At 55.4% G+C, this 13,896-nt stretch carries 10 protein-coding genes; all 10 read left to right on the forward strand.

The genetic code is table 11. The features are described from left to right. Positions 1-153 precede the first annotated feature (153 nt). A complete protein-coding gene (locus AC16KF_RS06690; protein WP_484036528.1) occupies positions 154-1,482 on the forward strand; it encodes an NAD(P)/FAD-dependent oxidoreductase in 1,329 nt (442 codons plus the stop codon). Next, the gene (locus AC16KF_RS06695; RefSeq protein WP_484036529.1) at positions 1,479-2,063 is read left to right on the forward strand and encodes a sulfotransferase domain-containing protein; all 585 of its coding nucleotides are present in this window, start codon (positions 1,479-1,481) and stop codon (positions 2,061-2,063) included. Before AC16KF_RS06690 ends, AC16KF_RS06695 begins: the two co-directional genes overlap by 4 nt. 18 nt (positions 2,064-2,081) lie before the next feature. After that, entirely contained in the window at positions 2,082-2,342 is a 261-nt protein-coding gene (locus tag AC16KF_RS06700; RefSeq protein ID WP_484036530.1) for a hypothetical protein, read from the forward strand. Positions 2,343-2,353: 11 nt separating this feature from the next. Next, entirely contained in the window at positions 2,354-4,192 is a 1,839-nt protein-coding gene (locus AC16KF_RS06705) for an alkaline phosphatase family protein (protein ID WP_484036531.1), read from the forward strand. Next, positions 4,189-4,803 (forward strand): hypothetical protein, encoded by a 615-nt coding sequence (locus AC16KF_RS06710; RefSeq protein ID WP_484036532.1) that lies wholly within the window; start codon positions 4,189-4,191, stop codon positions 4,801-4,803. Before AC16KF_RS06705 ends, AC16KF_RS06710 begins: the two co-directional genes overlap by 4 nt. A 108-nt stretch (positions 4,804-4,911) precedes the next feature. After that, the gene (locus AC16KF_RS06715; protein WP_484036533.1) at positions 4,912-6,762 is read left to right on the forward strand and encodes a sulfatase; all 1,851 of its coding nucleotides are present in this window, start codon (positions 4,912-4,914) and stop codon (positions 6,760-6,762) included. Positions 6,763-6,840: 78 nt separating this feature from the next. Continuing rightward, positions 6,841-8,652: a sulfatase gene (locus AC16KF_RS06720; RefSeq protein WP_484036534.1), complete on the forward strand. Its 1,812-nt coding sequence runs from the start codon at positions 6,841-6,843 to the stop codon at positions 8,650-8,652. Between the two features lie 95 nt (positions 8,653-8,747). Then, on the forward strand, positions 8,748-10,760 hold the full coding sequence (locus AC16KF_RS06725; protein WP_484036535.1) for a twin-arginine translocation signal domain-containing protein: 2,013 nt from the start codon (positions 8,748-8,750) through the stop codon (positions 10,758-10,760). Positions 10,761-10,818: 58 nt separating this feature from the next. Further along, positions 10,819-12,348, forward strand: a complete 1,530-nt coding sequence (locus AC16KF_RS06730; protein WP_484036536.1) for an ArnT family glycosyltransferase — start codon at positions 10,819-10,821, stop codon at positions 12,346-12,348. A 3-nt stretch (positions 12,349-12,351) separates the two neighbouring features. Continuing rightward, a complete protein-coding gene (locus AC16KF_RS06735) occupies positions 12,352-13,896 on the forward strand; it encodes a hypothetical protein (RefSeq protein ID WP_484036537.1) in 1,545 nt (514 codons plus the stop codon).

Here is a 13,896-nt window from a genome sequence, read left to right on the forward strand (position 1 = left end):
ACTGATGTTACGCAGTTGAAGCCAGTCTGGTCTCCGTAACGCGACATTCATGTCGCTTTTGCACAAGAATAACCTGAAAGGCGAGATAAATCTCGCATTACGAGCCCTACTGCGTAACATCACTTAACCAACTTTTACAGAAGATTTGAGACTATGAATCAAACATCACAGCAACACATCGGCATCATCGGCGGCGGCATTATGGGAATCAGCCTCGGCTACTTCCTCTCGCGCCGCGGACTCAAAGTGACCATCTACGAAGCCTCCCCGGTGTTGGGCGGCTTGGCGGGTCCCATTACGCTTGGCGATGGGACTCAGGTGGATCGCTTCTATCACGCCATCTTGTCCAGCGACCGCTTCCTCAGCGACCTGTGCAAAGAACTGGGCATCGACGACCAACTGCGTTACAAAGAGACCAAGACCAGTTTTTATTACAAGGGTAAACTTCACCCAATGAACAACATCATCGAATTCTTGAAGTTCCCGCCCCTCGGTTGGATCGACCGCTTCCGGCTGGGTCTCACCGTGCTTGCCGCGCAATTCGTCAAAGATTGGAAAACGCTCGAATCGGTCAGCGTTCAAAGTTGGTTGCTGAAGTGGAGCGGCGAAACCACTTTCCAAAACATCTGGCGTCCCATGTTGAAAGCCAAATTCGATGGCGGTTTCGATAATGTGCCAGCCACATGGATCTGGTCTCGGCTGGTGCGCATGAAATCGACCCGCGAGGGCGCGAATCAAAAAGAAATGGCAGGGCATCTGATCGGCGGGTACATCACCCTCATCAAAGCCCTGACAGACAAGATCGTGGAGGCGGGCGGGAACGTGCTTCTCAAAACGCCGGTCAAGGAAATTGTGATCGAAAACGGCAAGGCGGTGGGCATTCGCATGACGAACGACGAGGTGGTGAAGTATGACAAGGTGGTTTGCACCATGCAGACCCCCGTCTTTCAGCGCCTGATTCCCACAGCCGATCAGGCGTATCACGAATATCTCGGCAAGTCGGACTATCTTGGCATCATCGCCCCGTTGCTTGTGCTGGACCGCCCCTTAACCGGGAACTGGACGGTGAATATCACCGACGATCGCTACCCGTTCACCGGCGTGATCGAGACGACCGCTTACATCGATCCCAAATATGCCGGCGGCTATCACCTGGTCTATTTGCCAAAATACACCGCGCCCGGCAGTGAATGGCAGAAGAAGAGCGACGACGAGATCAAGCGCATCTGGCTTGAAAACTTAGAAGCGATGTTCCCAAGTTTTGACGCCGCCTCCGTTCGATATTTCTTGATCCATCGGGAGCGTTATGTCGAACCATTACATGGCTTGAATGAAACGGGCTTAATCCCGCCGGTCAAGACGCCGATCGAGAATCTCTTCCTTGCCACCACGTCGCAGATCTACCCCGCGCTGACCAATGGCGAATCCGTTTCCCGTCACGCGCGCGAGGCGTCTGATCTTATCGCAGGAGCGAATCGATGAACTCTAACACGGTCATAATTGTGTCCGGACTGCCGCGCTCGGGCACGTCCATGATGATGAAGATGCTCGAAGCGGGCGGGTTGCCGATCCTCACCGATAACCTGCGCGAAGCAGACGCGAACAACCCGAAAGGGTATTACGAATTCGAGCGCGTCAAAAACATGAAAGACGGCGACCTCGCCTGGATGCCGGAGGCGGTCGGCAAAGTCGTAAAGATCGTCACCGGGCTGATCACCTTCCTGCCGCCTGAATTCAATTACAAGATTGTCTTCATGCGCCGCGATCTCAAGGAAATCCTGTCCTCCCAGAAGAAAATGCTGGGGCGGCTCGGCAAAGGCGACGATAACATCCCCGACGACAAGATGGCAAAGACCTACGAAGAACACCTCAAACAGGTAAAAGGCTGGCTCGTGCGGCAGGCAAATATCGAAACGCTCTACGTCGATTACAACGTGATGGTCAACGACCCGACCGAATCGTTGCAAAAGGTCAGCGCGTTTCTTGGCGGCATGGATGTGCAAACGATGGCATCTGTCGTGGACCAGGAACTCTATCGCGAACGCAAAAAAGCGCTTGCATAAAAAGAAAGGAATACAACAATGAATCCAATTTTCCGATTGACCCGACTGCTCACCCTCATGGGGCTTTCCGACCCGGCGCAAGGGCGCGGCTACTTGGGACCTGAGACCCTCATGCCCATCGCCTCTGTTCTGGCGGCAATTGCGGGCTTCTTCCTTATGTTCTGGCGAATCATCGTCAAATTCGTGAAGAAAGCGTATCGCAAAGCGCGCGGCATCCCCGAAGAACTTCCCCCGGATGTCGAAATCGAAGAAGCCGTGGAAGAAAAACAAGAGCAATAATTCTTTCGCCGATGAAAAAGGTCATTGTCATCGGGCTGGATGGATTCGAGCCGAAGATCGTCGAATCCATGATGGCTCGTGGTGAACTCCCCAACTTGATGCGACTGCGCGAACAGGGCGGATATTCGCGACTCAAAACCACCGCCTCCGCCCAGACGCCTGTGGCTTGGTCCACCTTCTCAACCGGTACCAACCCCGGCGGGCACGGCATTTTCGATTTCCTCACCCGCGACGCGAAAACCTACCTGCCGCTGATGGCATTGAGTCGGTACGAGCAGAAGAACGCGTTCGTCCTGCCCAAGGTGGTGAACATGCGGCGCGGGACTCCATTCTGGGATTTGCTCTCGGCAAAGGATGTGGAATCGACCATCCTGCGCATCCCATGCGCCTACCCGCCGGATAAAGTGAAGGGACGCATGCTCTCGGGCGTCGGCGTCCCCGACCTGCGCGGCGGATTCGGCACGCCCACGTTCTACTCCACGCGCAAAGAGTTGCGCGCCGAGCAAAGTGAAAAGGTGGTCAACGTTGGCGTGACGAACGGTAAAGTGACGACGCACATCATTGGTCCGCGCGACCCGAAGACCAAGTCCGATCACAAGTTCGATATCCATATCGAAATACAGAAGTCCGAAAATAAGATCGTCATCGCCTCGCAGGGACAACCCGACAAGCTCGAAGTGACTTTGGGCAAATGGAGCAAGTGGCTGAAGGTCAAGTTCAAAGTTGGGATGATGCAAACCGTATCGGGCATTGTGCGCTTCAACCTGCGCCAACTCGAACCCGAGTTTGAGTTATACGCTTCCCCCGTCAATTTCGAAACCGAGGAACCGCTGTTCCCGATCAGCTCGCCGCAGGAATATGCCCACGACCTGGCAATGAAGATCGGGCGCTATTACACCGCCGGCATGGCGGAAGACCACGACGGCTTGAACAACGAACGATTCGACGAAGCCTCGTACCTCGACCAGTGTCGCACCGTGTTACGCGAACGCCGCAAGATGATGGAATTTGAATTAGGCAGATTCCAAAAAGGATTCTTCTTCTGCCTGTTCGACACTCCCGATCGGCTGGCGCACATGTTCTGGCGCTTTACCGAGCCGAACCATCCCGCCAATCAAGGCGAGGATGTTTCGCGCTACGCCAAAGTGATCGAAGAACATTACCGCGAATGCGACGAGATCGTCGGCGAGGCAATGAAGCGCGCCGACCCCGACACGCTCTTCATCGTGTTGAGCGACCATGGCATGAACTCGTTCCAACGCGGATTAAATCTCAACACATGGTTGCACGATAACGGTTTCCTCGCTCTCAAGCCCGGTTTCACGCCGGGCGAAAGCGGCGACTTTTTCCAAAACGTGGATTGGGATAAGACCAAAGCCTTTTCGCTGGGGTTGGGTTGCATCTTCCTCAACCGCAAAGGACGCGAAGCCAACGGCATCGTCACGGATGGGGATGCGGAGTCTGTGCGGGATGGCATCGTGAAGGGGCTGACCGGGCTGGCGGACCCCGACCGGGGAGCCGTGGCAGTTCGCGCGGTGGCGCGAAGCGAAGAAGTCTATCGCGGTCCGTATGCGAACGAAGCGCCCGACCTGATCGTCAATTTTTCCGAGGGCTATCGCGTCTCGTGGGATACGCCGCTGGGCGGAGTTCCGCGCGGGTTGTTCGCCGATAACACCAAAAAGTGGGGCGGCGATCATGTGATCGACCCCGCGCTGGCTTCGGGGGTTTTGTTCATGAATAAAAAATTCAGCGCAGAGTCGCCGAGCCTGATGGACCTTGCGCCGACCATTCTCAACGCGCTCGGCGTCGCGAAAGGCGATGCCATGGAAGGAAGCGATTTAATATCATGAAAATTTTAGCGTTCAACTTGCAGGGAGCAAAGCGCGCCATGTTGCTCGCCGATGAACGGCTCGAAAATCTGCGCCGCCTGATGGACATGGGTTGTTTTGGAGAACTCGAAGGCAACCCGCGCGAATGGAATGTGCTGGCGCGTCACGAAGCGCACACCTTGACGCTGGCTGAATTTCTCGCGCAAGCGGAGAAAGACGTTGCCGTGTTCGATGATGTTTCCGCGCTGGAAGCGAAACTTGCCTCCGGCGCATGGGATTGCTGTCAACTCAACGCCTCTTTCCCCAGTGACGGCGGGTCCGCCGACCTCTATCTGGACTTCGACCGCGGCTTGGGCAACGCGCTACAACATTTAAGCGATGACACCCTTATCCTGGTGGTGGGGGAGTTGTGTTTTGTGCTCGTCGCGTCGAGCAACCCGATTTCGGGTTATCAGGATGGCTCCTCGCTCGATCTCACTCCAACCGTGTTGGAATTGGCGGGCTACCCGTTGCCTGCGAGCATCGAAGGGAAATCGTGGGTGGCAGGCATGGAACTGAACCGCTCCTCCGGCTTGTCGGATGACGAACAGGCGATGCTCCGCGAACGGTTGAGCGGGTTGGGGTATATCTAATCGATTGTCATTCTGAAGCGAAGAATCTCTGAAACGATCGCGGAGACCCTTTGCGGAGTTTCTCCTGAGCCTGTCGAAGGGTTCAGGGTGACATGGCGAGAAAACTTCATGAAAAAATTCGACACACAATTTGCGATTGAAATCCTCAAATACGCGCTGTGGTTTGGCATGATCACCGGCTTGGTGGAAGGCATGTTGCTGTACGCATTGCAACGCTACGAACTCCTGCGCGGGCAGATCACCTATCTCGGCTCCGGACCGCAAGTGTTGTGGGTCGCGCCAGTCTTCGACGCGTTGTTCTTTCTGCTGGTTGGCGTTGGCGCGGCGGTCGTTGCCCAGTTTCTGCCGCGCAAGTTTGCCAGGCCAGCGGTCTTCTTTGTTTTTTGTTTTCTTGCCTCTTTCGGTTGGTTACTGGTCTACCTTTCCGGCAGGTTGAACCCCGCCGCCACTGCGATCCTTGGCGCCGGCATCGGGTATCAAGTGTCAACGGTCATTGTTGCGCGTGAAAATCGATTTGCCCGGTTCGCGCAACGAACGTTCAAAATTCTTGCCGGGGTTACGCTGGCATTGTTCGTCCTCGTTCAAGGCGGTTTGTGGGTTCGAGAGCGCGTTGCCGCAAGCAACCTGCCGCAGACGCAGGGGAGCGAACCAACCCCGAATATCTTGTTGATCGTGATGGACACCGTCCGCGCCGACCATTTGTCGCTTCAAGGATACGAGCGCGAAACCGACCCGACCCTCAAGCGCATCGCCTCTGAAGGCGTGATGTTCGAAAACGCCTACGCCGCCTCGTCATGGACTCTCACCTCGCACGCCTCGCTCTTCACCGGTCGCTGGCCCTACGAACATAAAGCGGACGGCGGGCGTTATCTCGATGAAACCTACCCCACCATTGCCGAAGCGCTGACCGAACGCGGTTACCGCACCGGCGCATTCAACGGCAATTTTGAAACTGTCACCAGCCATTGGGGGTTTGCGCGCGGCTTCCTCCATTTTGAAGATTACTACCAGACCCTGCCACAGTTGGCGGTCAGTTCTGTGTATGGGCGCTTCATGGAATATTACGTTTTCCATAAAGTGTTCAACATGGAATTTTCGATTGACCGCCGTTGGGGTCCGAGCGTCAACCAGTCCGCATTGGATTGGATCGACCAGGACGACGACACGCCGTTCTTTGCCTTTGTCAATTATTACGACGCTCACGCGCCGTACATTTCACCGGAGCGCGCGAAATTTTCGAACCTCCCCAACCCCGGCGGACTCGTCAACACCGATTGGACTACCGCCGATATTTACAACTCCAAAACGCCCGAGCAAGCGCAAGGCGAGATCGACGCGTACGACGGCGGCATTTACTATACCGACCAGCAGATCGACGTTCTGTTGAAAGAATTGGAGTCGCGCGGCAAACTCGATAACACCATCGTTGTCATCACTTCCGATCATGGCGAGTTGTTCGGCGAGCATGGGCTGTGGGAGCATCACAACTCGTTGTATAAGCCGGTCATCTATGTGCCGCTGATCGTATGGTATCCGAAATCGGCGCCGCAAAATATGCGGATCGATACGCCCGTGTCGAACACTTTTATCCCCGCCATGCTGTTGGATATGCTCGGCGAACCGGAGCAGACCGCCTTCCGCGGACCGCCTCTTTCTCAATTGTGGGCTGACCCGGCCGCGGCGGCGGATTTCCCCGACCCCATCGCGGAGATGGCAGAGTCGAGTTGGGTGAACCCGCATCACTTGTCGATTCGAGGCGACATGGTCACCGTGCTGTCTCCCGAATGGCAGTTCATCGCCCATGAGTTCAATGGCATCGAGTTGTACAATTTGAATGACGACCCAGATCAGGAAAATAATCTTGCCGGCGAGAATCCCGCCGAAGTGGATTCACTCACCAAGTACTACCTTGATCTCCTCGCCCAACTCGGTATGACGTGGCCCTACGATAATAAATAACCACCCATAACGCGAGAATGATCTTGCCGGTTGCAAGAGCGGCAACCCTGTCGCGTTCCCTTGCCCCTGAGATAAAACTTGAAAGATAACTTCAAAGATTTCGCGCAGAAAACGCTACTGCTGGCTGTCAACTTCGGTCTGATCACCGGGTTGGTGGAGGGCATCCTACTCTTCGGCTTGCATCAGCTCGAACTGCTGACGTGGCGACTGCAAAACCGCGCCTACTGGTATGAAACGCTGTGGATCGCGCCCTTGGTGGATGTGATCCTGTTTGCGCTGGCGGGATTCGCGCTGACCCTGATCGGCTTTCCGTTGCGGAAGAAAATCCCCGTCCATAAGATCAGCCTGTTTCTTTTTTCGTTTCTCGCCGTGTTCGATTGGGTTTTCATCGTCCTCTTCGGGCGCATTTCACTCGCGCCGATTTTGATTTTGTCGGCAGGAGCAAGCGTTCAGGTTTTCAATGTGTTGCTCAAACGGGAACAGGCTGGACAGAGTTCTCTACGCGGTTTGAAATGGCTGGCGGTCATGGCAATTGCGGTCTTTGTGATCGTCCAAGGCGGGGGGTGGGCGAACGAAAGATTAAAGACATCCCAGCTGAGGGATCATGCCGACGCGCCGAACGTCATTGTGATCGTGGTGGACACATTGCGCGCCGATCATCTTTCCTCGTACGGGTATGAGCGCGAGACGAGTCCGTTCATCGACGGTCTCGCCGCGGAGGGTGTCCGCTTTGAGAACGCCATCTCGCCTTCTTCATGGACGCAACCATCACACGCCTCCATGTTGACCGGCCGCTACACCTACGAACACCAAGCCGAAACGCAACCGCTCGACGACACCTACCCGACGATCGGCGAAGTGTTGCAAGCGCAGGGCTATCGCACCGGCGCGTTTTCGGCGAACACACTATTCTTCACCCGCCGCCAGGGTTTTGGTCGCGGCTTCCTGCATTTTGAAGACAATGATCAGTCTGCGCCTGACGCGTTTCTCAATTCATCGTTATACGGCTATCTCTTCGATTATTATGGTTTGCGCAAAGCCTTGAAGTATGAAGGCGTTCCCACGCGCCGGCTTGCGCCGGAGATCAATCAGTCGGCATTGCAGTGGATCGATCGCGGCGATCAGCCATTCTTTGTTTTCATCAATTACTTCGATGCGCACGACCCCTACACGCCGCCCGAACCTTATCTGAGTAAATACGGTCAGACGCGGGGCGGGTTGATCAACGGCTTCATCGAGCGCTACCACCCTGAATTGACGCCCGCACAACTGCAAAGCGAGATCGACGCATACGACGGCTCGATCAATTATGTGGACGATCAGATCAAAGCGTTGTTTGCCGAGCTTGAGTCGCGCGGCGAGTTGGAGAATACAATTGTTATCATCACCGCCGATCATGGCGAGTCGTTGGGCGAGCATGGATTGCTCCAGCACAGCGCGTCGCTGTACCGGCAGGAGATCCACGTGCCGCTCATCGTGTGGGGGGCGGGAGTTCCCTCGGGCATTGTCGTGGATACGCCTGTCTCGACGACCAGCCTGCCTGCGACCATCCTGCAATTGTTGAACGCCAACGACGGCGCATTCCCATCCCAACCGCTGACGAAATTATTCGGCGGGAGCGCGCCGCCGGGGTGGGCGAACCCCATTTCGGAGGTGGCGCAATTTGACGGCGCGGCGGAACAAAACCCCACCACCTACGGCGAGATGAAATCGGTGGTCGGCGATCGATTGCAGTATATCGTCCATGAAGAATTCGGCGAGGTGTTATATAACTGGAGAGACGATCCGCTAGAATTATCGGACCTTGCGAAGGAACCAGACTCGGCAACCGCGCTCGAGTCCTTGCGCTCCTACCTCGATGAGTTGATCGGCTCGCCGATTTTCAAGTAAGCCTCTATCTTGTCGCGCTGAATAAACGCGAAGCCTCTCTGTCCTTGTGGTAGAGACCCTTCGCCCCGTTCAGGGCGGCATCTCCTTCGAACACTATGAAACGAAAAATTACCCGCAGAGATTTTCTCAAATTGGCTGGCGCAGGCGCGGCGGTAACTGCCGCCTTGGGCTATGGCGTGTTGCGCGAATCGAACGGCGATCCCATCGTGGAGCGGAATCCGTATGTGAACCCGAATAGTTTGTTCACAGCAGAGTTGGACGGCTCGGTCCCCATCCTTGTTGTCGTGAACCCCGAAGCGGAAAATAAGTTCGGCATCTTCCTCACCGAGATTCTGCGGGCAGAGGGAGTCAATTGTTTTCACGTGGCGGCATTGTCGTCGCTTTCCGCAGATGTGATCGGCGCATACGATGTGATTCTGCTGGCTGAGACCCCGCTGACAACCTCGCAGATCGAACTGTTCGAAGGCTACGTGTTCAACGGCGGGGGACTCGTCAGTTTGAAACCGGCCGCGGGGTTTGAATCAATGTTCGGCTGGGAGAGAAGCGCAGGCTCGTTATCCGACGAATATCTTTTGTATGACTCCGCCCAGCCTGTCAATGGCGGCAGTAATCCCATGTCGCTTCAATATCATGGAACGGCAGATTTGTACGAACTCACCAGCGGCGAGGGGGTGGCGTGGCTGTTTACCAAGAATGCCCCGTATGGAAAACCCGCGATTGTGATGAATCGATTCGGCAAAGGCGAAGCGGCGGCGTTCGCGTTCGATCTCGCCAAGAGCATCGCGTATATGCGGCAGGGAAACCCCGAACTTGTGAACCAGGATTTGGACGGTTTGAACGGCGCGCGCACGGTGGATATGTTCGTGGGTTGGATCGACCTCGAGCGTATCCATATCCCGCAAGCCGACGAACAACAACGCCTGCTCGTGAATATGCTGGCGCGCTTGAGCAAACGACCTTTGCCGCGTTTGTGGTATTTCCCCGAAGATAAAAAATCGGTATTAATCGCCACCGGCGATTCGCACAGCAACCCCGTTCCGTTCATCGAAGAAGTGTTGAAGATCGTGGACGATCGCGGAGGGCACATGACCGTGTATTACGCCCCGCAGATCGTGGGCGATATCGGTCGCGCCGCCCGCTGGACTCGTTTCTGGCTGACCGATCACGTGCCCGTGATCTCCAACGCGCTCGGCGAAGAATTTGGGTCGCCCACGCCAGACCTGATTAAATCCTGGCGCGCGCGCGGGCATGAGATCGCTTTGCATCCGTATGTTGAAACCGGGCTCGACGAATGGCAGGTCTATTGGAAGGAATTTACCGGGCGAGGCTACGGGCCCGTATCGCAAACCGTGCGCACGCATCGCGTCTTATGGTCAGGTTGGATGGAAACCGCCCGCGCGCAAGCCATGCACGGGATGCGCATGAATTTTGATTATTATCATGTCGGTCCATCCCTGCAAATGCCGAACGGCGCGTGGGTGAATGGTCACCTCACCGGTAGCGGTCGCCCGATGAAATTCATCGACGAGCAGGGTCATATCATCGACCTGTATCAGCAACTCACGCAAGTCACCGATGAACACAACATCCCCATGAACGTGCCGGAGTGGGGCGGCTATGCCAGCTTGAGCGCGCAAGAGACGGTAGACATTTCAAAGTATCTGCTCGATCGCTCGGTCAAGTACGGCGATTACTGCGCCATCACCGGGCAATTCCATGTCGATCCCTTCCAACTCGGCGGCGACCCGGCGAAATCGGGGCGCATCTTTTTGGAGGGCACGCTGGATTACGCCAACGAACTCGGCGTGCCGATACTTTCGGCGCAAGAGTGGCTGTGGTTTTCGGATGCCCGGCACGACTCTAACTTTGAGAATGTGACCTGGGATGCCGCCGCTTCTTCCCTGACGTGCGAACTGCTCCCGCCCGCCCAGCCTTTATCCACGCTGACGGTTCTCCTCCCCGCGCTCCATGCCGGAAAGAAACTTTCCGCTGTCACCGTAGACGGTGTACCCACTCCCGCCAAAACCCGTCTAGTACTTGGCGGCGTGGAATACGCGCAGTTGATCCTCCCCGCCAGACGGCAATCGATACAATCCGCCTATTCATAACAACCCCAGGCGATGGGGAAATCTACCACAGTTGCTTGTTTCAGCCTTCGGAGAGACTATGTCGCAATTCCTATCTACGAATCGAAAGACGCTTCTTACGGCGCTTGGAATCCTGCTTATTTATTTCTTTGCGTTCCATAACCTGACGCGCTACCCCGCCCCGTGGTTCGATGAGGGCTCACATTTGCATGTGCCGAAGACGCTGGCGCGATACGGCGAGTATGCGGATATCAGCAGTGACGGGTTCCGTTATTACGGTCCCACCATTGGTGTTGGTCCCACGGTGATGCTTCCCATCGCGGCGGCGTTCAAACTCTTTGGCATCGGCTTAATCCAGGCGCGGTTCGTGATGGCGCTGTATCTGCTGGCGGCATGCTACATCTTTTTCAAACTGGCGGAGCATCTCTCCGGCAAGGCGGTTGCGTGGATCGCCCTGGCGTTAATCTTATCCTCGCGCAGTGTTTTGTTTTTGGAGTATGGGCGTCAACTGCTGGGGGAGGTGCCGGGCTTTTTCTTCCTGGCGCTCGCGCTCTATCTCTGGTTCTCCAAATGGAATGAAAACGATGTAAAACGGCTGGCGACCATCGGCTTATTCTTCGGGCTGGCGATGATCACCAAATACCAATACCTGCTCTTCCTCGCCCCGACCCTGATCCTTTCGTGGGGGCTGGATATTTTCTATTACAAGACCTCTTCTCACAAGAATTTTCTCATCCCCGGCATTGTTGCGGCGGGCAGTTTCGGCATCTGGCAAGTCTTCACATTGATGTATCTCGGTCCCGCTACAATGACCGAAAACCTGGCGCTCTTGCGAGCCTCTGCCGAAGGCGCGGCATTCAATTTCAACCTTGCGCAACTCGCCGCCAATGTGGGTGCGCTCAGTTCGCGGGCGGTCTACCTCGAAGCCTTGTTACCCGCTTTGATCTATGCTTTCTTCGTGTCGGCGCCTCGCGCGCGCGAGGGACAAAAATTCAGCGTGCTGTTCCTCATGATCGCGCTCAACCTTGTGTGGTTTATCGTCGCCTCCATCGGCTGGATCCGCTACGCCTTCCTCGGGCTTACCCTCTCCAGCATTTTCATCGCCCGCTTCTTCCACAGCCTGACGGAGGGTTTCAACTTCGACTGGAGAGGCGGATTTTTCCGTTCGCTGTTCGAGGTGAAGAACGCCGCCCGCCTCGCCCTGACCTTATGGCTGGTTGCCATCGTCGCAATTCCGCTGGCAAAGACGGTCTCAGAGATCGCGTTTCCCGGCCCGAACAATGCTCAACTGATGGCAGACTATCTCAACGCGAATGTTCCCGAGTCGGCGGTGATCGAAACCTGGGAGCCTGAAATCGGCTTCCTGACAAACCATAACTATCACTACCCGCAAAATGAGTTGCTCGCGGTGGCTGTGAACCAGGTGTACTATGGCGGCGAACCGGTCAGGGACCGCTACTCTTTCGTGGAAACTGAGAACCCCGAGTATCTCCTTGTCGGCGAGTTCTCCAAATGGACGTTGATCTACCCGGTGGAATATGTTTTCGAAAACTACCAATGGGTGCAGACCTTCGGCGATTACGATCTGTATCAACGGATCGAGAAATAAACCATGCTGGTTAAACTTTTCATTTTGCTTGTCTTCGCCGGCGGAATACTTCTCGGGTTTCGGCGCGAGTCGAATCTTTCGCGCGTTTTTCTGAACCTGGTCGCCCTCTACGCGGGGGCTTGGATTCTTTTCATGGCGTATCTGTGGGTCAACCACGTCAACTTCCCGTTGAACCTTGAAGCCATGGAGTTGACGGTCGTCCAGCATTTCCAGCGCGCGGTTGCCGGTCAGCCGATATACGTCGAGCCGTCGCCGGGCTTTGTGCCGCTGGCATATGCCCCGTTTTATTACTATTTCTCGATTCCGTTTGCGTGGTTATTCGGAGCGAACTTGTTCACCCTGAGGCTGGTAGCCATCCTCGGAATGCTCGGCGCGGAGATCGTCATCTTCCTCGCTGTCAAAAAAGAAACGCGCTCTGCGTGGTGGGGGATCGTTGCGGTGGGTTTGTTCACTGCCGCGTATCGCGTGATGGATACCTACCTTGATAACGCCCATTCTGACTCTTGGCTATTATTCTGCGCATTACTGGGATGTTACATGATCTCGTTGAACAAATCCCGTTCGGTCAATGTGCTGGGCGTGTTGGTGTTGGTCGCTTCGTTCTGGTTCAAGCAACACGGCGCTTTATTCGCCATGGGGGGCGTGCTGTATCTCACATGGCGCGAGGGCTGGAAGAATTCCCTGCCCTATTGGGTTGTTGCCGGGGCGCTCGGTCCCGTCCTGTACCTGCTTGCGCCAACGCTCTTCTTTGGTTCACTGTTTCACTACTACACGTTGACGGTGCCCGGCAGTTGGAGCCATCTCAATGTGGATGCCGTTGTACGCTATGTTGTGTTCATCGTAACAAATTACCCTGCCCTGGCCGGTGTCGGCGTAGTTGCCTCGTTGATGTATGGGCTCAAACAGAAAAGCAAGGCGAGTATTTGGTATTTCACCCTGCCCTTTGCTTTGCTGAGCGGTTTTATGGGCGCACTCGATCCCGGTTCGAATAACAATGTTTTTATCCCGATGGGCGCATGGTTCATCTTAACCGGTGTGATCGGCATGGCGGCATTCCTTGACGAATATCAAGTTGCGCGCAAATGGTCGCTCCATCTTGCGGCGTTGGGTTTATCTTTTGCCTTATTCTTTTATAACCCGGCAACTGTGATTGTTTCTTCGCATGCCGAGGAGACCTATCAGGATTTTATCGGATATTTAAATTCTCTCGATGGACCCGTCTATGCTCCGTGGGTTGGGCAGTTGGAGGATGGGTATGCGTTTGCTCCCGCTGTCCATTGGGTGCCGATGGAGGATCTGATTCGCGGTCCCGGCGCGGAGGATGAGGATGTGAGAATCGTTCAGGGATTACTGGACCCAGTCATACGTCCGGAGGGAACCGCCTACATCCTGACGAATTATCCGCTGGAGAACGATCCGCTTCTTTTCTTCCTTCTGGATGATTACCAACTTGCATCAGATTTGGGTGACAGGTTCGCCGCGCTCTCCACATTGCCCAAGCGATATAACCTTGAGTATCCGCGATATTTGTATCAGTACGCGCCGTAG

It is taken from the genome of Candidatus Defluviilinea gracilis (assembly GCF_057138825.1).